A 21,341-nucleotide genomic window follows, 5' to 3' on the forward strand; every position below is an offset into this window, starting at 1 on the left:
CATGAGTGAAGTCCAAACTTCTCCGTGTGTGCCTCAGGTGAAAGCCTTTTTTGATGAGCCAACGAATACTTTTAGTTATGTAGTACGGGACCCTGACTCTAATGCTTGTGCCATTATTGATTCGGTGTTGGATTTTGATTATGCCAGTGGTTCTACCGATGTGCGCTCGGCGGATGAGATCATTGCTTATGTACGTGATAACGATCTGTCGGTTGAGTGGATTTTGGAAACTCATGTTCATGCTGATCATCTGTCGGCAGCACCTTATTTACATCAAGCCTTAGGTGGTAAGACAGGTATTGGTGCTTTCATTACAGTGGTGCAGGACACTTTTGGCAAAGCATTTAATGCCGGTAGTGAATTTGTCCATGATGGTAGTCAGTTTGATCATCTGTTTGAGGAAGGTGATCGTTTTAATATTGGCAACCTTGAAGGCTATGTGTTGCATACGCCAGGGCATACTCCAGCCTGTTTAACTTATGTGATCGGTAATGCTGCGTTTGTGGGTGATACGTTGTTTATGCCTGATTATGGAACGGCTCGTTGTGATTTTCCCGGTGGTGATGCACGTACCTTGTTTCGTTCGATCAAGAAGGTGCTCAGCTTACCCAATGAAACTCGAATCTTTCTTTGCCATGATTATAAGGCGCCGAATAGAGACGAGTATTGCCATGAAACTAGTGTTTTGGAACAGCGTCAGCACAACGTGCACGTCCATGAAGGTATTATGGAAGATGAGTTTGTACGTATGCGCACTGAGCGTGATGATACGTTGGAAATGCCTAGGCTAATTCTGCCATCGGTTCAGGTCAATATGCGAGCGGGTGAGATGCCGCCAGCAGAAGACAATGGCCAAGTGTACCTAAAAGTACCGATCAACCTATTTAAATAAGACCGAGGAATTTATGGATATTAAAGAACTTGAACCGGGCTTTTCTATCAGCCATGCGATCTATCCCAGTGATATTGAAGAGCTGAAAACCCTTGGCTTTCGCGCGATTATCTGTCATCGCCAGCCAGGTGAAGCGGACGACCATATCGACGACTCCCTGCTACGCCAAGCAGCAGAAGCGGCGGGAATTGAATGGGTCGAGATTCCTGTGACACCGGGTGAGTATACAACGGAAGCGATTGAGGCCTTTGGTGCCGCAATTGATAGGTTGCCGACGCCTATTTTGGGTTTTTGCCGCAGTGGTCGCCGCGCGGTATCTCTTTGGGTTCACAATCAAGTGCAGCAGGAAAGCTGTGATTTAGGGCAGTTGTTGAAGGCCGCCCATGCTGCGGGTCATGATTTACATGCAGAGAAGGATAGCTTTATTCAATGCTGACCTCTGAGACTAGGCCTTGAATAGGGAGTAAAGTGCGTTAGAGGTTAAGAGAATAGGGCGTTAAGGGAATAGGTGGGCAGTGAATATTAAAAAATATCTCCCGATTTTGACATGGTTGCCAAATTACCGCTTGGCGATTTTTAATCAGGATCTGATGGCGGCTGTGATTGTAACCGTGATGCTTGTCCCTCAGTCATTGGCTTATGCCATGCTGGCGGGATTGCCACCTGAAGTAGGGCTTTATGCCAGTATCGCCCCGTTATTGATTTATGCGGTGTTGGGCACAAGTAGTGCGTTATCGGTTGGCCCTGTTGCGGTAATTGCGCTGATGACGGTGACCACGGCCGGTAATATTGTTTCTCCCGACGGTGAGGCTTATCTAGCAACCGTTATCCTGCTTACATTTATCTCCGGTATTATGCTGACGCTGATGGGGCTATTTCGTCTGGGTTTTTTGGCCAACTTTCTAAGTCATCCGGTTATTTCTGGTTTTATCACGGCTTCTGCGGTGATTATCTCTCTTAGCCAGCTCAAACATATATTGGGCGTTTCGGTGAGTGGCCACAATCTGCCTGAACTGCTGATGGCTTTGATTCAAGCGTTGCCACAATTGAATTTGGCAACGCTGTTGATGGGTAGTGGAACTTTACTCTTTCTTTATGCAACTAGACGCTGGCTGGGTAAGCTTCTGGCTCGGTTGGGTTTCAGTCGATCAATCACTGGTAGTGTAGGCCGCTTGGCCCCCATTTTGGCGGTTGTGGTAACGACTTGGATAGCCGCTCAGTTTGGTTTAGTCGAGCTGGGGGTTGCCGTTGTCGGTGAAGTGCCTGCAGGCTTACCGCCTTTAGCGATGCCGTCTACGGATGTCGGCCTTTGGCAGCAACTGTGGGTTGGTGCTTTGCTGATCAGTATTGTTGGTTTTGTCGAGTCGGTGTCAGTGGGGCAGACGTTGGCGGCAAAGCGTCGTGAACGTATCGATCCAGATCAGGAGTTAATCGGCCTTGGTTGTGCCAATCTTGGCGCTGCGGTCAGCACGGGTATGCCGGTAACGGGTGGTTTTTCTCGCTCGGTGGTAAATTTTGATGCGGGTGCGCGAACCCCTGCGGCTGGGGCATTTACTGCCTTGGGCATTTTAGTGGTTATTCTTTGGTTTACGCCCTTATTGCAGACGTTACCGATTGCCACGTTGGCGGCGACAATTATTATTGCGGTACTGTCGCTCATTGATATTCATGCTATTAAGCATACTTGGCGCTATTCTAAAGCTGATTTCTCGGCGATGTTGCTAACGGTTGTGATCACCCTGTTACAAGGGGTCGAAGCGGGTATTCTCGCTGGGGTTGGTTTGTCTCTAGCGCTACATATTTATCGCACAAGTCGTCCACATACCGCAGTAGTTGGACGGGTGGCTGACAGCGAACATTTTCGTAATATAGAGCGACACTTAGTAGAAACTAGTCCTAATCTGTTGATTATTCGGGTGGATGAGAGTCTCTATTTTGCCAACGCCCGTTATTTGGAGGATCAGATACAGGCGCTGGTTAGCCAAAACCCAGAACTTCAGCATTTAGTGATCAGTTGTCAGGCGGTCAATCTGATCGATGCTTCAGCATTGGATAGTTTGGAATCGATCAATGCGCGCCTGAAGGATACCGGCATTAAATTGCACTTGGCCGAAGTTAAAGGGCCGGTTATGGATCGTTTGGAGCGGGTTGAGTTTCCGGAGCATCTGAGCGGTGAGATATTTATCAGTACGTTTGCTGCTTGGCAGCGGTTGAAGAGCGGTGATAAAGATTAAAAGCCTCGTTTGATGAGAGGTTGTAAGGATAGATGGCAATCATGCCATAAATTTCTGCTATGAAGCCTATTGTTAGTATAAATTTTATTTGGTTATAAGCTTATAGTATTATGTTATTAAGCAAGGGCAGCAATGCTCACTAAACTAAATTTCCAAAACGAAAGTAAGATAACGAAAGTAAGATAACTGGAGAAATGAAAGATGGCACTTCGAATCAATGACATTGTACCTAACCTCGATTTGAAAACCGATCTAGGCGACTTCAAACTGCATGATTTTATCGGTGATAGCTGGGCTATCCTGTTCAGTCACCCGAAAGACTTTACACCTGTTTGTACCACTGAATTCGGTGCAGTCGCGCAGCTGGCGGCTGAGTGGGAAAAGCGTGGTACTAAAGTGATTGGCCTGTCTGTTGACGGTGTTGATGAGCATGTTGAATGGAAGTCAGATATAGAGAAATATTCAGGCGCGCCAGCAAAATTCCCAATTATTGCTGACGAGGATATGGCGGTTGCCAAGGCACTGGATATGCTACCGGCCGATGCTTACTTGCCAGATGGCCGCACTGCCGCAGACTCCGCTAGTGTACGTGTAGTATTTATCTTCAGCCCAGATAAAAAACTGCAGCTGTCGATGACCTACCCAATGTCTGTTGGCCGTAACTTTGCCGAGGTTCTACGTGCGTTGGATGCATTACAAGCAACCGCTGGAGCACCGATCGCAACGCCTGCTAACTGGGAAGTAGGGCAGGATGTTATTGTTGGGTTGTCTTTAAATGATGACGAGGCGAAAGCAAAATTTGGTGATGTTGATATAAAACTACCTTACCTACGTACGACTAAACAGCCATAATGACTGATTAGTTAGCCGTGCTAGATTCCAACGCCCTGCCCGCAACTTTGGTTTGCTGGCGGGGCGTTTTTGTATCTGTGTGCCTTACTTAACGACCTAGCTGTTTTCTTTATTCTAATGATATAGGGCCTAACCATCATAAGGCTTAACCTGCCTATCGCCCAGCATGCCAACAGATCCTGTTGTTGTGGGCGGTTGATTCACTAACCCTATAATAGCGGTTTTATTCCTACTTTCTCTGTGTCTGCGAGGGTGTGGATTACCTCTTTACCTCTCTGTTTTGATTTTACCTAACTTTACCTTTCCATAATCCAAGTTTACCTGCCTCTGTTTCACTATAGCGTTGTCAATCGAATAGGAGATAGGCGCATGAAACAGGCATTTTTTGGCTTTGTTGTTGTAAGTATTTTGATCACGAATGCTGGGGCTGTTAATGCCGCGCCAGGTGCTCATCATCAGCGACCTCATGGTCCTGTTGATTTCCTGCCCGCTACAGCCGCTCATTTGGTGGTGGAGGGGGTTAAGTACTGGTTATCCGATGGAGTCTATTACCGTAAGGCGGGTGAGCATTATGTGGTGGTTGATAAAGCCCCAGGTTTACGTCACCTACCCAAGGGGGCCGTGCTTGTTAAGCGAGGGGGTAAGGACTATTTCCGGCATGGCGATATTGTTTACCGTTGGGTGCCTGAGGTGCGTGAGTACCAAGTGGTTGAGTTAGCGGTTTCAGGGCCAGCAATCTATCAACGGGGGAGTGTTTTAGAGAGTCTTCCTGATGGGGCCTACGCTAAAAAGGTCAACGGTGTGCAGTATTTTACGCTGAATGGACAGTTTTTTATGCCGTCTAAGGTGAATGGTAAGGCGGTGTATGTCGTGGTTGATATTGATGCACACTAAGGTGGTAGGACGTGGTCAGGAGTTTAGGCCAGCAGCTAGCACAATCGAATGATTAAACGTATGTGGGTAGCCGTTTTACGCAGATACGTAGTTTGAGATCGAGTTTAAACCTGAGTGATTTATATGGGGCGGTTGCGTTGCATAGCACTCTTTAATGTTTGATTATCTAAAAAAGATAGAGAGGGTTTGTTATGAAAAAATCGGCACTTTTGTTAGCGACGGTTATTATGTCAGCAAGTATCTTACCTGCGCATGCAAAGGGCGATCGTCCGGCACCACCGTCCTTTGAGGAGCTTGATATTAATGGCGATGGTGAATTAAGCAAAGATGAACTGAAGGGGCCTCTTTTAGATGGTTTTGACAAGTTCGATACGGATGGTAATGACACATTAAGTAAGTCTGAACTGCCTGAGCCGCCACGACCTAAACGCTAGAGCGTTTAGCGACATTTAACATCTAGCCAATGCCCCACTATTCCTCAACATGAAGGGCCATCTTCAGTTAAACATGGGGCGTTGGTTAGTGTACTTTACAACCCTCTCAGAGGGATGGTAAGACTCTAAGACCGTCGCAGAAAGGGCGACTTTACTTCCAGTTATCTCTAACACAAGCACACCATCGCTCTAATAACGAGTGTTAATGTGTGGTCGTTTTTACCGCTTCTAGTCGTTCTACCCACTGCTTTTCCCAGCAGCAGCTATGTGTAGCGCCATCGATGATATAGATAGAAACCTTATGTTTTAAATAGCGAAACTTGTCGTGAAATTTTTGTAATAAAATTGGCGGCGTATTTTTATCCTTGGCACCGACAAAGTGGTGTTGCTCGATCTGTGAAAGCTGCTTGATGTAATGGGCTGGGTTCAGAGAGTCTGCTAGAGGTGAAACATGATGGTAATTAGACCATTCTGTATGGTCGAGGTTTGCTGAGAGGGTGATAACTTTATTGATATCATTCCTTCTGAGTGCGATCAGTGTCGCCACCGTTCCACCTCCTGAAAAACCGATGAGGTTGATGTGTTTAGCCTCAGCGTTTTGAACCGCTTTATCTATGGCTTGACTCATTGCTTGAATAACCTCTTCAGCGTACCTTGCTGAGGTCCAGTAGCGGTTATTGCAATGAGGTTGTGTTGGGATATATTGACAGGGTCTCGCTAGGTAAAGGCTATCATTTTCATGTGCGGCAAGTGCTAGCTTCAGCGCAACTGGATTTTTAGGTGTCGGATCTGATGAGGGTTTTGTTCGGGATGACCAAGCGAAACCATCACCTTCTATATAGATGGTTAACAGGTCAGATTTTACTTTGTCGGCGGGTTGATAGCTCCGAAGCGTGAATTGTGATGTTGTTATATCTACTGCCACCCAGTGTTTAGTGGCGGCTAACGTTTCTGCTGTTGGATAGGTATTGTAGGAGCAGGCTGTTAACGTCAGTGTTAGGATAAGGGTTAACTTTATTAAGGTTGAGGTGTATTGCATTGGCTAACGCGTCCTTTTTAGGGTGGCTTCCCTACATGGATGTTCCCCTTCTTAAATTAATTTTACAAGAGTGAGCTATGTATAGGCGAAGGTTCTTAGGGCTTTTGTGTGAAGCGGCAGTGATCGCACCTTTAGTGTTTCAAATTAGAACGGCTTCAGCCTCATTAGATAAAGTGGGGGTGAATAGCGAAACATTGTCTGCTTTTCTTGATGTTCTTATACCTAAAGATGAGACACCCTCTGCGAGCGAACTGAATACCCATACAAAAATTATTGCGCATGGGTATCGAATTGAGAACTACATTGTTTTATTGCAGCAAGGATTGGCGTGGTTGGACCGGCAGTCTGTGACCTATTTTATGAAGCCTTATGCGGCGCTTAGTACAAGGGAGCAGGAACGTGTGACCTACCTAGCGTCAACACCAGATGCGCCGAGTATTGTTCAACTATTTTTTAGTCGAATTAAAAATGATGCACTATTTATTTACTACACTCAACCGGAAAGCTGGAAGGGCATGATCGAGTCGCCTCCTCAGCCCTATGGTTATCCTGATTTTCAAGAGATCGGCTAATGGGCTTTTTACACGAAGATTATGATGTCGTCATTGTAGGGGCCGGTGCTGGCGGTGGTGCGATGGCTTGGGCGTTGGCACAGGAAAATATAAAGGTTTTAGTTTTAGATGCTGGGCCTGCTTATGCGCCTGAGGTGGATTTTAAATTAACAACTCAGCACTGGGAGGATAGCTTTCCCGCTAAATATAAAAGCCCTGCTGTTCAGTTTGCCTCCCATCAACCATTAAAAAAACAGTATAAAGGGCTGAGATCGTGGAATCACCTTCGTGGACTGTTAAATACCAGTAATGAACGTATATCCTTTGGTTATCATCGTGTTCAAGGGATAGGGGGGAGTTCGCTGCATTATAGTGCTGAAGCCCATCGAATGAATCCACATGCCATGAAAATGCATAGCCGGTTTGGTGTGGCAGCTGATTGGCCTTTGACCTATGAGGAGCTGGAACCCTTTTATGCGCAGGCTGAAGAGGTGATGGGGGTTGCCGGGAATTCTGCTCATCCACCTCGATCGCGTTGGCGCAGTACGCCATTTCCGCAAAAAGCCCACCCGCTGTGTGCACATAGCCAGATTTTGAGTCGAGGTTTTAATCAATTAGGTCTTAATCTAGAACATAATTCATTAGCGATTTTGTCGACACCAACGGATGGGCGTCCTTCATGTAATTATTGTGGTTGTTGTTTGAAAGGTTGTTCACGGATGGACAAAGGCACTGTTGACCTTACCTATATTAAACACGCTGTAGCGACCGGGTTTTGTACGGTTGTGCCCAATGTATCGGTCAAAAGAATTGAAACGGGAGATAAGGATAAAGTCACGGGTGTTCAGTTGGTACACGAAGGGAAAGAGATGCACCTCCGGTGTGATTTATTAGTGGTTGCTGGCGGTGCAATTGAGACACCACGTTTGTTACTTGCGTCAAAGAGTGCTCAATCGCCCGATGGGTTATGTAATGAGTCTGGGCAAGTCGGAAAAAACTTTATGGAGACGCTTCTTTGGACGAGTAGCTGTTTTTATCCACAAGCGCTGGGTAGCTATAAAGGGACCGCGGTTGACGCTATCTGTTGGGATTTTAATGACCCTGATGCTATCCCCGGTGTGATTGGTGGATGTCGATTTAGCACATCGGTTGCTGAGTCTGACTTGCTTGGCCCGCGCGCGTATGCAACACGCGTAGTAGACGGTTGGGGGCTTGATCATAAAAAGAAAATGAGAGCCTTATTTGGCTCTGTTTTGTCGGTGTCGGGTATTTGTGAAAGCCTCCCCCATGAAAAATCTTTTGTAAGCTTATCCATAGATAAAGATGAGTCGGGAATGCCGTTACCAGTTATTAGTAGTTACCTAGACGAGGAAGCCATTAATCGCATCGCGTTTATGTCAGACAAATGTAGAGAGGTCCTTAGTGCAGCGGGTGGAGGTGAGATTTTTGAGGAGTTTAGTTCCTACGACATATTCAGTTCGACTCACGTTTTTGGGACATGTCGAATGGGTAATGATAGAGGACGCTCGGTGGTTAACCGTTTTTGCCAGAGTCACCGCTGGGCTAATCTTTATCTTGTTGATGCAAGTGTGTTCCCTAGCTCCGGTGGGGGAGAATCGCCGAGCCTTACTATTCAAGCATTAGCCATACGAGCGGCGAAGCATATTATAAATAGATCAGGTTAGGTTAGGTAATCGTTTTTAAGGGAAGGAAAGGGGGAGTGGCGAAGGAGTAAGCGCTCCGTTATTGGTCAATAATAAGGTTTTTTCTGTTTAGTGAGCTTTGATTTTTAAAACAAAAAAATAGTATTAAGTCTGTATGTTTTTTTATGAAGGTTGTTATAAGCTTCCAGTACCTATGGTGTGTTCAGGTGTTATTAATCTTGAATTACTGTCTATTAATTGACCTTTTTTTAAACATTGTATCTTTATTTTCTGTTTATTCTCCCGTTTGAATCTAAATCCTTGCTGTTGAATCAGCAGTGGCTATACTGATGAGTATCTTTAAGTTTTTAAAAGGAACGATATGTCTCTCATTAGACGTTTTTTGACACTGGTTGTGTTGTTGGTAAGTATGCAGGCTAATGCCGGCCATCTGTTTACACAGAATGTTATTAATACGCCTATTAATCTTACCACTGGTACCGGAATAACTATTACACAGAAAACCTATGAAGGTGGCGGTGTTGATGGAACGGTCACGGTTAATTTTGGTGGGGATTGGGATGCAGGTGATGTGATGACCATCACGATCGGTACTTATACTCAAACCTTCTCATATGACGACCCGCTAGCAGGAACGACTCAAGATGTGTCGAACCTCTATGTTAATGACCCAACCTTAGATGCGCTTGATCTTGGTGGAACATTTCCAGCAGATCAGGAATGGTCTTTTGCCGCTGTGCAGGGTGATTTTACCTTAGAAGGTTACCGTATTTACCTCGTAGGCCAGACCTTTAATGGAACCGGTGCTGGTTTGATTGACCAATCACAGGTTGTAGTCGTTGGACCAACGGAGGTCTTTGAGCCGGTATCAACCGATAATACAACGGGTACGGGTGAGATGCTAGACCAGCTAAATGGTAATGTGACCGGTGAAATGGCTACAATCATTGCTGATATGGCAGCTTTGTCTGATAATGATAGGCAAGCAGCAGTAAAAAAAGTGTCACCTGAAACAGGTGCGGCCTTAAGTCAGGCTGCTACCCAAACAATAACGGGTGCGCTTGATACGGTGCAGGTTAGGTTAAATTCCCTTCGTTCTCAAAGTTTTTCAACGACCGCACTAAATTATGATGCCGAAACCGGTCTGTCAGCAGGTGATGAGCACTACCGTCAATCGATGTGGTTAAAAGCGTTTGGCGCGTCGGCCCATCAAGGTGGTAACGATGGTTATGCTGGTTACGGAAGTGATATCCATGGTATTGCTGCGGGTGGTGATACCTTATTGGAAAATGATTGGGTTTTAGGGGGGGCATTTACCTATGCCAATACAGATGTGGAACTTGGCGATTACCGCGACGGTGATGGCTCAGATATAGAAACGTGGCAATTTACGGCTTATGCCTCACGTGATTTTGGTAAGTGGTACCTAGAGTCAATGTTAGCGTATGCCTATCAGGATTATGAAACACAACGGGATACCGGCGTGTCAGGCATCGCGAGTGGTGACTTTTCCGGTGATATGTACGCCTTGCGTGTGACGGCTGGTATGCCCCTTGAGTACACGTCTGGTATCACTATTACCCCTTATGCGGGTCTTGAATACTCTTACATGACCCTAGATGGTTATACCGAAACAGGGGCGGGTGTGATGTCCTTAAATGTTGAAGAGCAGGATGTAGATCGAGGCTGGGTATTATTAGGTGCTAGAATTAGCAAAGACCTAGTGTTAGATAGTGGGGCTGAAGTAACGCCTTCTGTCCAGTTTGGTTTACGTCACGCATTGAATAACAGTGGTATTAATACTGTGACATCCTTTATTGGCGGTGGTGGTAACTTTATCTCAGAGGGTCAAGATATTCATCGCAATGTTTATAGTATAGGCCTTGGACTCGATATTCAGCGCTCTGATAACTTTACGCTTTCGTTGTTACTTGATACTGCGTTTGCAGATGAGTATGAGAGTTATCAAGGTCAAGTTGTTGGTAATTGGCGGTTCTGATACCGCACACTTAAACCGTATTAAGCCCGGTTAAGTGCCGGGCTTTTTAATGGGAAATATTTTATTACTTGAATGTAGAATAGGTAATCGAGATGCGATGGGTAACACTTTTATTAACGCTGATCGTCAGTATCAACAGCGCTTTAGCGTCGCCGCTTGAAAATGGGCTCAAGAAAGCTTCTGAGGGTGACTTTAAAACGGCTGTTGAGTTATTAGAGCCGCTCGCTGAAACAGGTAATAGTGATGCTCAGTATAATTTAGGAGCGATTTATTATTCTGGAAAGCTGGGTGTTGCTAATCCCGCTAAAGCGATTAAATTGTTTAATACTGCCGCAGAGTCAGGTCATGTAGAGGCTGCTCATAATTTAGGTTATATCTTTTACATGGGGGCAGGTGCTAAACGAGACCTTACTTTGGCGTTTAAGTGGTTTTCGCAAGCTGCCAGTGCCGGACATATAGAATCCCAAGTGAGTTTAGCCACCCTGTATGTGAATGGGCAGGGCGTAACGAAAGATATTAGTAAAGCGGCCAATTGGTTCGAGCGAGCAGCTGAAAAAGATAATATGCAGGCGGCTTATAACTTGGGCATTATTTTTTCATCGGGTGAAGGTGTAGAAAAGGATTATCAAAAAGCGAAAAAGTGGCTCCTGCGTGTCGCTGAAAAGGGGCATGTTAATGCGCAGTTCTATTTAGGGAATTTATACCTGAATGGACGGGGTGAAAAAGCGAACCCCGTTGTGGCAAAGCAGTGGTATAAAAAAGCAGCGAACGCTGGACATGCTGAAGCACAATACGCGTTAGCTATGCTGGACTTTATTGGTATTGATGGACAGCCGGACTATGAGGCGGCGTTAGCTATGTTCCACAAATCGGCAAACGGTTGGGATAGGAATGCACAGTATTATTTAGGCCATCAGTATTATTATGGACTAGGGGTGAAAAAAGATGCGATGGAAGCGTATAAATGGTTTGATTTGTCAGCAGCCAATGGACATGTAGGTGCACATTATATGCGTTCGATTGTGGCACATCACTTAACAGAAAAGCAGGTTGGTACTGCGCATAAGAATGCATTGCAGTGGTTTGATGCTAACCATGATAACCCGCACAAACATTATGATTTGAAGCCTCACAGCCATTAAGTTAATTCCGTTGCATGTGATTACCTGTTTGTAACCACTAAAAAGCTTATAGAAACCAGCGTAACTGCTGGTTTTTTGTTTATACCCCATTCCATTTATAGGGAGCTCCCCCTATAACCAAGCAGACGCGGAGCATATAGGTATTAATGGAGAGCTCGATTTATTTAGGATGTTGATCGCTTGTATTTTTGGCTGGGTTTAAAACGGAATATCATCATCGAATGATGCTGCTTCTGGCGCATAGTTGTCCAGTGGAGGCTGTTCTTGATTCATATGGCTATTAATAGAGGAGCCTGTTTCAACTTTCCAGGCTTGGAGGTTGTTGAAGTAACGGCCGTTATATTCCCGGCCACGAATATCAAAAGTAACTGTGACATCCTGACCCACTTGGAGGTTGTCGAGTAAGCTCACCTTGTCTTGAACAAATTCAAGATTAATCTCCTGCGGGTACTTACCATCTTCAACGATGACGACCATTTCGCGCTTAGTAAAACCGCTGTTAAATGTTTGAGGGTCTTGAATTAATTTAACTTTACCTGATAGCTCGTAAGCCATTATTTCCTACCTTTAAGAAGACTATCGCAGGGATTAATTAAACCAGAAAAGAGGAGCGATTACCTCAGATTCAATCTATTTTTCATTGAATTATATAGTCACTGTTAGACATATAGCGTTGGAATCTCTATTTAGTTTCTCTTGGGCGTTGTATCTATTTAGTAATAATAAATTGTATTAATGATAGATTTTTTTGTTATAAATCTTCTCCATCATCTTCACTTAAACCAAACACTTGTTTAAGCTTAAACAGGTCTATGTGAACGATTCTTAATTACTTATCTGTAGTGGTAACTTACGGCTTCTGCGAAATACTTCGTGGGAGGGAGATCGTTATCCCATGACCTTGTATATATGTTGGAGAATGCGATGTCCCACATCGGAAAAAAAGCGCCTTTTTTTAATGGAGGTCGAATGGCCGGGTTTAGTCAAATGATTCCCGGTTTTGTGCTTTGTATAGTTGTAGGAATGGCTGCTACTTTTGTATCTGAACACTATGGTGGCCCAACTATTCTTTACGCACTGTTGATTGGTATGTCCTTGAACTACTTATCATTGGAAGGGCGCTGTGTATCGGGCATTCAGTTTTCAGCTAAGTCAGTATTAAGATTCGGGATTGCTCTGTTAGGTGCAAGGATTACCTTTGAGGAACTATTAGGGCTAGGTTTAACACCCATTGCCATTGTTTTAGTGGGCGTTCCTTTAACGATTCTTTTTGCTGTTGTGTGTGGGCGCTGGCTCAAATTAGGTAAGTCTCAAAGTATTTTATCGGGTGCTTCTGTAGGTATTTGTGGTGCATCCGCAGCATTGGCTGTATCTGCTGTGTTACCGGATGATGAAGAATCAGAGCGTAATCTGATTTTCACTGTTATTTGTGTAACTGCTTTAAGTACGATCACAATGATCGCTTATCCATTACTGGTAACTAAGCTTGGGTTTACAACCGATGAAAGTGGGATTTTCCTCGGTGCAACTATCCATGATGTTGCGCAAGTGGTGGGGGCTGGTTATATGATGTCTGACGATGTTGGTGATGTAGCGACCTTTACTAAGTTACTGCGTGTTGCTCTGCTTGTTCCTGTGGTTATTGTTATTTCATTGATGTTTGCTCGAAGCGGGGTTGCTAAAAAAGAGGGCGCTTCATCCCTTCCATTACCTGGATTTTTGATCGCGTTTATGATTATTGTGGTGATCAATAGTGCAGGCTATATACCTTCTTTGGTTTTAGAGGGTATGACTGAGTTATCACGTTGGTGTTTAATTATCGCGATGGTGGGCCTAGGCATGAAAGCATCCTTTAAAGAGCTTTCATTAATGGGTTGGAAACCGATTGTGTTGATGGTTTCTGAAACTATATTTCTAGCTATTCTTGTGGCTATTTGGCTTTTTACGGTGCGTTAAATTTGTAGATGTATTAATTAACCACACCTCAACTGAGGTGTGGTTAATGTATATCTGTGCTGATATTAAGTTGGAGAATAACGCCCAGAATCAACACACCTTAAATCAAGAGTGTATGGATATTCTTTAGTGAATATTTCATCCCCTATAGGTGCTGGTTTTGGTTTGGAGTGATCAGGACCAAACTCTCGTACGACTTGAGCACCTGTGGTTCCTGTTATGCTACCCGGTGTATGACCAAATTCATCGTAGCGATTTACACGACGAGATTCAGCTTCGTGGCTGTTAACAGGGTAGGTGTCATAACTTCTCCCCCCTTGGTGACTAACATGATAGACGCAACCACCAATGCTGTGGCCATTCCATGTATCAATTAAGTCAAAGGTAAGAGGAGCATGTACACCTATCGTTGGATGCAGTGCTGAAGGTGGTTGCCAAGCTCTATATCTAACACCAGCAACGTATTCACCATTACGGCCAGTATTGTGCAGTGGCACTCGGTGACCGTTACAGGTTAGGGCATAACGACTTTCATCTAAGCCCGTTAGTTTAACTTGTAAGCGTTCAACTGATGAGTCTACATAACGGGATGTGCCAAAACTGCTGATCTCTTCACCGAGTACATGCCAAGGCTCGATCGCCCAGCGCAGTTCCAAGGCAACGTTATCAATCTGCACACGACCATAATGTGGATAACGGAACTCTTCAAAGGGTGCTAACCAATCTAGTTGGAAAGGTAGGCCGTGGGCTTGTAGATCGTTAACTACATCTTTGAGGTCGGACCATGCAAAGTGCGGCAGCATAAATTTATCATGCAGTCCTGTACCCCAGCGGGCTAATGGTTTGTGGTAAGGCTCATCCCAGAAACGGGCGATTAGGCTGCGAATGAGGAGGGCTTGTACTAAGGCCATTCGTGAGTGAGGTGGCATTTCGAAACCACGGAACTCAAGGATACCTTGACGACCGCTCGCGGTGCCAGGCGCGTAAAGTTTATCGATACAGAACTCTGCACGATGGGTGTTACCCGTCATATCAACAAGGAGGTTACGTAGGATTCTATCCACTAACCAAGGTTGATCAATAATCCCTTCAGGCATCTGACTAAAGGCGATTTCTAGCTCATAAAGCATCTCATCACGTGCTTCATCAACACGGGGTGCTTGGCTGGTCGGGCCAATAAACATGCCTGAGAATACGTAAGATAGGCCTGGATGATGCTGCCAATAGGTGATAATACTACGTAATAAATCAGGTCTACGGAGTAGGGGACTATCGGCAGGGGTATTACCGCCAATGGTAATGTGATTACCGCCGCCGGTGCCAGTATGACGACCATCAAGCATGAATTTTTCTGTACCTAAGCGACATTCATGGGCGGCTTGGTAAAGGCGACTGGTATTGTCAACTAACTCTTCCCAGCTATAAGCGGGGTGAATATTAACCTCAATAACACCAGGGTCTGGCGTAACCAATAGCTTTTTCAAACGGTGATCTTTCGGTGGCTCATAGCCTTCAAGCACAACGGGTATACCTAGTTCCTTCGCTGTTTTTTCGATGCTCGAGATAAGTAAAATATAGTGTTCTAGGTATGAAACAGGTGGCATAAAAAGATAAAGCTTACCGTCACGAGGCTCGATACTTAAAGCCGTTCTAATCACTTCTTTTTGTGAGGTTTGGCTTAATGCGGTTGGGCGTTCAGGCGCAATTTGCTCAACAATTTCTGCATGACCATCTCTTGTTGGAAGTGGTCGTACAAGTTCAAATGGATCAGATTCGGGTTGTACCTGCTGCTCTTCTTCGGTTCGATCAGGTAGGGAATCAAGCGGCAACCTGAAGCCTAAAGGAGAATCGCCTGGTATCAAAATAATCTGGTCGCGACGCATGGGCCAAAGGCTTGAGCGCCAACCAGAATTAAAATAATCCCAAGCTAGGGGCAAAATAAAGCCTGTTGCTGTACTTAACCCCCGTTGCATCAGCTGGGCGATACGTTTACGTTCTAAATCGCCGTCAAAATCGCCTTTGATAGGATCTATATTGTCCGGTAAGTTCTGTTCTTTCCAAAGATAGTAAATAGCGTCTTCATAAGCGGGCTGCATAAACTTATCTTCTAGCTTCAAATTACTAGAAAGGTGCTTAAAAAATTGCTTGGCGGTATCTATATTATGACCGTAATCTTTATCTACCCGTGCGAGTAGGGAAGGGTCATGCCATAAGGGTTCGCCATCTTCTCGCCAGAAACAACCCAGTGCCCAGCGAGGGATCTCTTCGCCGGGATACCATTTTCCTTGTCCATAATGTAACAAGCCACCGGGCGCGTATTCCTCGCGTAAACGTAATAAAAGGTTTTTGGCTAAGCTAAGTTTGTCATCACCTAATGCTTCGGTATTCCACTGCGGCGATTCCATATCGTCAACTGAGACAAAGGTAGGTTCGCCACCCATGGTTAAGCGGACATCTTGTTCATTTAGCTGTTCGTCCACAGTGTGGCCGAGCTGCATAATATCTTGCCACTGCCCATCGCTGTAAGGTTTTGTGACGCGCGGGTCTTCAACAATACGGGTGACTGAGTTTTCAAATTCGAACTCTACTTCACATTTGCTAGTAGCGCCGGTAACGGGGGCGGCTGAAACAGGGTCCGGTGTGCAGGCAAGTGGAATATGGCCTTCACCTGCGAATAAGCCAGAAGTTGGATCTAGGCCTATCCAACCTGCGCCGGGTATATAAACTTCACACCATGCATGAAGATCGGTGAAATCTTCTTCAGCACCAGCAGGGCCGTCAAGTGGCTTAACATCAGGTTTGAGTTGGACAAGGTAACCGGATGTAAATCGTGCGGCTAATCCTATTTTACGTAACACTTGTACCATTAGCCATGCGGTATCACGGCAAGAACCTTTCTTTTTCGTTAAGGTTTCTTCGCAGGTTTGAACGCCGGGCTCCATGCGGATACCGTAATCAATCTCTTTTTCTAGACTTTGATTAAGTGCAACAAGGAAGTCATTGGTGGGAGTAGGTTCTAGACTTATTTTTTTAACCCATTTATCTAATAATGGGCTTTCTTCTGTACATTCTCGGTAAGGCTTCAGCTCTTTTTTAAGTTGCTTGTCATACTTAAAAGGGAATTTTTCTGCATATTCTTCAACAAAGAAATCAAACGGATTGATCACTGTCATGTCGGCGATGACTTCAACTTCAATGCTAAACTCATCGGCTTTTTCTGGGAAGACTAAACGTGCTTGGTAGTTCCCAAAAGGGTCTTGTTGCCAGTTTAAAAAGTGGCCTTCAGGTTCAACTTTAAGCGAATAACCATGAATATGGGTACGGGAATGCGGGGCTGGCCGCAGACGTAGAACATGGGGGAATAGGTTTACTCTACGATCAAATTTATATTTGGTTTTATGATTTAAAGCTACCCGAATTGCCATTCCTTAATGCTCCTAAACTGAACGTACATTACTAAGTCATTATATTGGCAGGCAAATATGAAAGTAACGTTGCCATATCATCTGACTTTATGGTTTTTACTAATGAAGCCTTTTTATAACAGGGGCTTTTTTTAATGAGGTCTTTAGTACGAGTCAAAAAAAGACTATGTCTAAATGTTGTATCGTTAGTGAATTTATAAAGCAAAAACTAAGCCAGTTGCATTTATAAGGCTTATAAACATCAGTATAGAATATAAAAGCCTGAGCGGTTATATATTACTTGCTTATGAGGGGGTAAGAGTCAGTCAAGCTTTTCTTAATGGGCTAAAAATGGTTAAACACTGATAAATTATCGATGTTTAACCTATGCTTATAATGGAATTTAAGGCTGTTTATTCATCTGCATAGTTGATAATTGAAAGCAGTTGAATTGGGACCTCTACGAGTTTCTCTGGTCCGTGTGGTATCTCTGCGTCAAAGGTTAAGCTATCTCCAGCTTCCATCTCATATAGATGGTTACCGTGACGGTAGACTAATTTCCCGCTCACTAGATAGATAAACTCTTCACCAGGATGGGAAAATGTTGGGAACACCTCTGAAAGGTCATCCATGGTTATCATAAAAGGTTCAAATGAGGTTTTTCCGCCCCTTTTATAGGTTAACAGTTGGTAAGTGTGTCCCTTTTCTGTTCCACGTCTGACGACCTCTAAACCGGATCCAGCCTTAGTAAATTGTGCACCACCTTCGGGTCTATCGAAATCATTAAACAGTTTAGAGATGGAAAGTCCTATAGCTGAACATAACTTATTTAAGGTTTCTAGGCTGGTTGATACTTGTGCATTTTCAATCTTACTGACCATTCCCTGACTAATGCCAGATATTCTAGCGACATCAACTAGTTTGAGACCCTCATCTAAACGCGCCTTCTTTACTTTCATGCCTATATATTGATCTAGATCGAATTGATGGCCCTTAGTATTTGTCATAAATATTGCTCCATTCTAGTGCTGTACGCTACATAAGTGGGCGTTTTTGTTAGGGGTGTTTTTTTTAATTTTAGGCACTTTATATTCCCATAAGTAAATATTTTTTACTAGATCCTTATAATTCAACAACTTATCCCAAAAGGAAATAAATATTCCTAAAGGGAAATTCATTGGCACGCATCGTGCTTTCCTATTAGGTAAGTAAATTTACTGAAAAGAATATTTCTATTAGTGAATGCATCTATAAAATGTTAGAGATTAAGCGGAGTGCTAAATAATGTCTTTAGATATTGATAAGTTTATTAGTGAAAATGAGATCAAATATATCCTCGCTCAGTTCGTCGATATTCATGGCGTAGCCAAGACCAAATCGGTGCCTGCCCACTGTCTGATGGATGTTGTTAATAAAGGTGCAGGCTTTGCCGGTTTTGCGGTATGGGGCTTAGGTATGGAGCCTCATGGGCCTGACTTTATGGCGCGAGGTGATCTCGATACGCTCTCTATTGTTCCTTGGCAACCAGGCTATGCACGTCTTGTATGTGATGGTTATGTTAATGATGAACCTTATATCTATGACAGTCGTGTTGTACTTAAGCGACAGATACAGTTATTGACTGATAAAGGTTGGACCTTGAATACAGGGCTTGAGCCAGAGTTCTCTTTGTTTAAGCGTGATGAAAGCGGCAACCTTCAGACGGTTGATGATACTGATGTACTGGATAAGCCTTGTTATGACTATAAAGGTTTATCCCGTTCCCGTGAGTTTTTGGAAACCTTAGTGGAATCCTTACAAAAGGTTGATTTTGATGTTTATCAAATCGATCACGAAGATGCGAATGGTCAATTTGAAATCAATTATACCTACGGCGACGCACTTGAATCCGCCGACCGCTTCACATTTGTGCGTATGGCAGCAGGCGAGATTGCAAACGACCTTGGAATGATCTGCTCATTTATGCCTAAGCCTGCGTCTGATCGTACAGGTAACGGTATGCATTTCCATCTTTCTATTACCGATGATGAGGGTAAAAACCTTTTCAACGATGATAGCGATGTAAATGGTATGGGCTTGTCGAAAATGGCTTATCACTTTACCGCCGGACTACTTCATCATGCTAAAGCATTGTGTGCGATTGCTGCTCCGACGGTTAACTCCTACAAACGTCTTGTTGTTGGTGGTTCAGCTTCCGGTGCCACATGGGCTCCTGCTTATATTGCGTATGGTGATAATAACCGATCTGCAATGGTGCGTATCCCTTATGGCCGTCTTGAATTTCGTCTTCCTGATTCCGGTTGTAACCCTTACCTAGTGCACGCTGCTTTGATCGCTGCGGGACTTGATGGTATCGAGCGCGAGCTTGACCCAGGTGAACCGAAAAATATTAACCTTTACGCCCTGACTCCTGAAGAGCGTGAAGCTGAAGGTATTGAAATTCTTCCACAGAACTTAAATGAAGCTCTAGACGCATTGGAAGCCGACACTGTTTTGACTGAGCGTTTAGGTAAAGAAGTTGTGGGTGAGTTCCTGAAAATTAAGCGTGCTGAGTGGATCGACTATAGCCGCCATGTGTCCGATTGGGAAACCAAACGTTACGCAGAATTCTTCTAAAATTTTATGTGATTGGACAAGATTACGAGGGTTTATATATGTGTGGAATTGTCGGCCTTTATTTGAAAAACAAGGCATTAGAAAGCCAGCTGGGTGCGCTTTTTACACCCATGCTTATTGCGATGACAGATCGTGGCCCTGATAGCGCTGGTTTTGCAATTTATGGTGATGAGGTGCCGGATGGCTCAACTAAACTGACCCTTAGGCATATTGATGAAAATTATGACTGGGGCAGTTTGGCGGGCAGTATTAAGGATGATCTAGACGTCACCGTAGATTGGTTTAAAAACAGCAAAGTTGCTGTGTTTAAAGTGGGATGCGAAGCGGAGGTTATTCAGAATTACCTTACTGAAAAAGAGGCTGACATTCTTATTTTAAGTGCAGGTCAGTCTATAGAGATTCTTAAAGAGGTCGGTTTACCTGAAAATATCGCTGATACATTTAACTTAGTGAGTATGAAAGGTAGCCACATTATCGGTCATACACGTATGGCGACTGAATCTGCGGTAACAATGGAAGGTAGTCATCCTTTTTCAACAGGCCAAGATCTTTGCTTGGTTCATAACGGCTCCCTATCTAACCACAACCGTTTACGTGAAGAGTTAAAGCGGGAAGGTGTGACATTTCAAACGGAAAATGATTCAGAAGTAGCGGCAGGTTACCTAACTAACCGCTTACGTAAAGGCGATACGTTGAATGAAGCACTGCAAGGCGCACTTAAAGATCTGGACGGTTTCTTCACATTTACAATCGGTACACGAGATGGCTTCGCTGTAGTGCGTGACCCTATTGCATGTAAGCCTGCAGTGATGGCTGAAACTGATGATTATGTTGCCATGGCTTCAGAGTATCAGGCGTTAACAACATTGCCGGGCATAGAGAATGCCAAGGTGTGGGAGCCAGAGCCTGAAACAATTTATGTTTGGGAACGTGATCAGTAAGTGTGGAATTAAGGAATAAAACGATGAAGACAATTGATTTGCAAGAACACACAGTTCGAGACCTTAACCAAGCCTTACATGATCAGGCTGGGGAGTGCACGATTCGTGAGTGGGAGGTACTTGAGCCTAAAGGTCAGCACAATATTGCTTGTGGATTGGACCAGAGCCTAGCCGTGGATATTAAAGGTCATGCGGGGTATTTCTGCGCAGGTATGAATAAGAAAGCCCATGTCACTATTTTTGGTAATGCCGGTCAAGGTGTTGCTGAAAACATGATGTCGGGCACTGTACGCGTAAAAGGTGATGCCTCTCAAGCGGCCGGTGCTACAGCCCACGGTGGGTTGCTAGTGATTGAAGGTAATGCCGGTGCCCGATGTGGTATTTCCATGAAAGGTGTAGACATTATTGTTAAAGGCAATGTAGGCCATATGAGCTGCTTTATGGGCCAAGCTGGTTCACTTGTTGTCTGCGGGGATGCAGGTGATGCCTTGGGAGATTCCCTCTATGAAACACATATCTATGTTAAAGGTAGCGTTAAATCTTTAGGCGCGGACTGCATCGAGAAAGAGATGCGTGAAGAGCATATTGAAGAGTTAACAGAGCTGCTTAATCGTGCGGGTGTAGAAGAAGATCCAACAGCATTTAAACGTTATGGCTCAGCTCGCCAACTTTATAACTTTAAAGTCGATAACGCGTCTGCGTACTAACAGCTGAATCATCGAG

Annotated in this window: 18 protein-coding genes; 14 read left to right on the plus strand and 4 right to left on the minus strand. The window is 44.4% G+C overall.

Annotated elements, in window-relative coordinates; genetic code table 11:
* Window position 1: 1 nt before the first annotated feature.
* The 6 genes from A3774_RS10135 to A3774_RS10160 all read left to right on the plus strand — a co-directional run bounded on the left by A3774_RS10135 (window position 2) and on the right by A3774_RS10160 (window position 5,306).
* On the plus strand, window positions 2–892 hold the full coding sequence (locus A3774_RS10135) for an MBL fold metallo-hydrolase (RefSeq protein ID WP_067866839.1): 891 nt from the start codon (window positions 2–4) through the stop codon (window positions 890–892).
* A gap of 13 nt (window positions 893–905) precedes the next feature.
* Window positions 906–1,328, plus strand: coding sequence for a TIGR01244 family sulfur transferase (locus A3774_RS10140; protein ID WP_067866840.1), 423 nt, complete (start codon window positions 906–908; stop codon window positions 1,326–1,328).
* A 79-nt stretch (window positions 1,329–1,407) separates the two neighbouring features.
* Window positions 1,408–3,126, plus strand: a complete 1,719-nt coding sequence (locus tag A3774_RS10145; RefSeq protein WP_067866842.1) for a SulP family inorganic anion transporter — start codon at window positions 1,408–1,410, stop codon at window positions 3,124–3,126.
* A 201-nt stretch (window positions 3,127–3,327) separates the two neighbouring features.
* Window positions 3,328–3,978, plus strand: a complete 651-nt coding sequence (locus A3774_RS10150; protein ID WP_067866844.1) for a peroxiredoxin — start codon at window positions 3,328–3,330, stop codon at window positions 3,976–3,978.
* A gap of 369 nt (window positions 3,979–4,347) precedes the next feature.
* Window positions 4,348–4,872 carry a DUF6515 family protein gene (locus tag A3774_RS10155; RefSeq protein WP_067866846.1) on the plus strand — a complete coding sequence of 175 codons (525 nt, stop codon included), beginning with the start codon at window positions 4,348–4,350 and terminating at the stop codon, window positions 4,870–4,872.
* Window positions 4,873–5,063: 191 nt separating this feature from the next.
* On the plus strand, window positions 5,064–5,306 hold the full coding sequence (locus tag A3774_RS10160) for an EF-hand domain-containing protein (RefSeq protein WP_067866848.1): 243 nt from the start codon (window positions 5,064–5,066) through the stop codon (window positions 5,304–5,306).
* Window positions 5,307–5,508: 202 nt separating this feature from the next.
* On the opposite strand, the gene A3774_RS10165 is transcribed toward A3774_RS10160, so the two are convergent.
* Entirely contained in the window at window positions 5,509–6,345 is an 837-nt protein-coding gene (locus A3774_RS10165; RefSeq protein ID WP_067866850.1) for an alpha/beta hydrolase, read from the minus strand.
* A 77-nt stretch (window positions 6,346–6,422) separates the two neighbouring features.
* Between A3774_RS10165 and A3774_RS10170 the strand changes: the two genes are divergently transcribed.
* The 4 genes from A3774_RS10170 to A3774_RS10185 all read left to right on the plus strand — a co-directional run bounded on the left by A3774_RS10170 (window position 6,423) and on the right by A3774_RS10185 (window position 11,701).
* A complete protein-coding gene (locus tag A3774_RS10170) occupies window positions 6,423–6,917 on the plus strand; it encodes a gluconate 2-dehydrogenase subunit 3 family protein (RefSeq protein WP_082792411.1) in 495 nt (164 codons plus the stop codon).
* Window positions 6,917–8,581: a GMC family oxidoreductase gene (locus A3774_RS10175; protein ID WP_067866854.1), complete on the plus strand. Its 1,665-nt coding sequence runs from the start codon at window positions 6,917–6,919 to the stop codon at window positions 8,579–8,581. The genes A3774_RS10170 and A3774_RS10175 overlap by 1 nt, the downstream gene beginning before the upstream one ends.
* 340 nt (window positions 8,582–8,921) lie before the next feature.
* On the plus strand, window positions 8,922–10,559 hold the full coding sequence (locus A3774_RS10180; RefSeq protein ID WP_067866857.1) for an autotransporter family protein: 1,638 nt from the start codon (window positions 8,922–8,924) through the stop codon (window positions 10,557–10,559).
* A 92-nt stretch (window positions 10,560–10,651) separates the two neighbouring features.
* A complete protein-coding gene (locus A3774_RS10185; protein ID WP_067866859.1) occupies window positions 10,652–11,701 on the plus strand; it encodes an SEL1-like repeat protein in 1,050 nt (349 codons plus the stop codon).
* Between the two features lie 198 nt (window positions 11,702–11,899).
* Here the strand turns inward: A3774_RS10185 and A3774_RS10190 are convergent, their stop codons facing one another.
* Entirely contained in the window at window positions 11,900–12,256 is a 357-nt protein-coding gene (locus A3774_RS10190; RefSeq protein ID WP_067866861.1) for a DUF3127 domain-containing protein, read from the minus strand.
* 369 nt (window positions 12,257–12,625) lie between these two features.
* Between A3774_RS10190 and A3774_RS10195 the strand changes: the two genes are divergently transcribed.
* Complete coding sequence (locus A3774_RS10195) at window positions 12,626–13,657, plus strand: YeiH family protein (RefSeq protein WP_082792413.1); 1,032 nt, start codon at window positions 12,626–12,628, stop codon at window positions 13,655–13,657.
* A 65-nt stretch (window positions 13,658–13,722) separates the two neighbouring features.
* Here A3774_RS10195 and A3774_RS10200 read toward each other — a convergent pair whose 3' ends face one another.
* Entirely contained in the window at window positions 13,723–17,082 is a 3,360-nt protein-coding gene (locus A3774_RS10200) for a transglutaminase family protein (RefSeq protein WP_067866863.1), read from the minus strand.
* Between the two features lie 392 nt (window positions 17,083–17,474).
* Entirely contained in the window at window positions 17,475–18,068 is a 594-nt protein-coding gene (locus A3774_RS10205; protein ID WP_067866865.1) for a helix-turn-helix domain-containing protein, read from the minus strand.
* 277 nt (window positions 18,069–18,345) lie between these two features.
* Between A3774_RS10205 and glnT the strand changes: the two genes are divergently transcribed.
* From glnT to A3774_RS10220, 3 genes are read left to right on the plus strand one after another with little or no spacing between them, the layout of a single operon-like run.
* Window positions 18,346–19,677, plus strand: coding sequence for a type III glutamate--ammonia ligase (gene glnT / locus A3774_RS10210; protein WP_156473697.1), 1,332 nt, complete (start codon window positions 18,346–18,348; stop codon window positions 19,675–19,677).
* Window positions 19,678–19,715: 38 nt separating this feature from the next.
* On the plus strand, window positions 19,716–20,618 hold the full coding sequence (locus tag A3774_RS10215; protein WP_067866869.1) for a class II glutamine amidotransferase: 903 nt from the start codon (window positions 19,716–19,718) through the stop codon (window positions 20,616–20,618).
* A 23-nt stretch (window positions 20,619–20,641) separates the two neighbouring features.
* The gene (locus A3774_RS10220) at window positions 20,642–21,325 is read left to right on the plus strand and encodes a GltB/FmdC/FwdC-like GXGXG domain-containing protein (RefSeq protein ID WP_067866871.1); all 684 of its coding nucleotides are present in this window, start codon (window positions 20,642–20,644) and stop codon (window positions 21,323–21,325) included.
* Window positions 21,326–21,341: the final 16 nt, after the last annotated feature.

The sequence above is a fragment of the Neptuniibacter marinus genome, from assembly GCF_001597725.1.
In the GTDB taxonomy this organism is placed as follows: domain Bacteria; phylum Pseudomonadota; class Gammaproteobacteria; order Pseudomonadales; family Balneatricaceae; genus Neptuniibacter; species Neptuniibacter marinus.

Excerpts from the sequence above, each read along its gene's own strand:
- A3774_RS10135 (WP_067866839.1), top strand. The coding sequence starts at position 2 with ATGAGTGAAGTCCAAACTTCTCCGTGTGTGCCTCAGGTGAAAGCCTTT.
- A3774_RS10140 (WP_067866840.1), top strand. The coding sequence starts at position 906 with ATGGATATTAAAGAACTTGAACCGGGCTTTTCTATCAGCCATGCGATC.
- A3774_RS10150 (WP_067866844.1), top strand. The coding sequence starts at position 3,328 with ATGGCACTTCGAATCAATGACATTGTACCTAACCTCGATTTGAAAACC.
- A3774_RS10155 (WP_067866846.1), top strand. The coding sequence starts at position 4,348 with ATGAAACAGGCATTTTTTGGCTTTGTTGTTGTAAGTATTTTGATCACG.
- A3774_RS10160 (WP_067866848.1), top strand. The coding sequence starts at position 5,064 with ATGAAAAAATCGGCACTTTTGTTAGCGACGGTTATTATGTCAGCAAGT.
- A3774_RS10165 (WP_067866850.1), bottom strand. The coding sequence starts at position 6,345 with ATGCAATACACCTCAACCTTAATAAAGTTAACCCTTATCCTAACACTG.
- A3774_RS10170 (WP_082792411.1), top strand. The coding sequence starts at position 6,423 with ATGTATAGGCGAAGGTTCTTAGGGCTTTTGTGTGAAGCGGCAGTGATC.
- A3774_RS10175 (WP_067866854.1), top strand. The coding sequence starts at position 6,917 with ATGGGCTTTTTACACGAAGATTATGATGTCGTCATTGTAGGGGCCGGT.
- A3774_RS10180 (WP_067866857.1), top strand. The coding sequence starts at position 8,922 with ATGTCTCTCATTAGACGTTTTTTGACACTGGTTGTGTTGTTGGTAAGT.
- A3774_RS10185 (WP_067866859.1), top strand. The coding sequence starts at position 10,652 with ATGCGATGGGTAACACTTTTATTAACGCTGATCGTCAGTATCAACAGC.
- A3774_RS10190 (WP_067866861.1), bottom strand. The coding sequence starts at position 12,256 with ATGGCTTACGAGCTATCAGGTAAAGTTAAATTAATTCAAGACCCTCAA.
- A3774_RS10195 (WP_082792413.1), top strand. The coding sequence starts at position 12,626 with ATGTCCCACATCGGAAAAAAAGCGCCTTTTTTTAATGGAGGTCGAATG.
- A3774_RS10200 (WP_067866863.1), bottom strand. The coding sequence starts at position 17,082 with ATGGCAATTCGGGTAGCTTTAAATCATAAAACCAAATATAAATTTGAT.
- A3774_RS10205 (WP_067866865.1), bottom strand. The coding sequence starts at position 18,068 with ATGACAAATACTAAGGGCCATCAATTCGATCTAGATCAATATATAGGC.
- glnT (WP_156473697.1), top strand. The coding sequence starts at position 18,346 with ATGTCTTTAGATATTGATAAGTTTATTAGTGAAAATGAGATCAAATAT.
- A3774_RS10215 (WP_067866869.1), top strand. The coding sequence starts at position 19,716 with ATGTGTGGAATTGTCGGCCTTTATTTGAAAAACAAGGCATTAGAAAGC.
- A3774_RS10220 (WP_067866871.1), top strand. The coding sequence starts at position 20,642 with ATGAAGACAATTGATTTGCAAGAACACACAGTTCGAGACCTTAACCAA.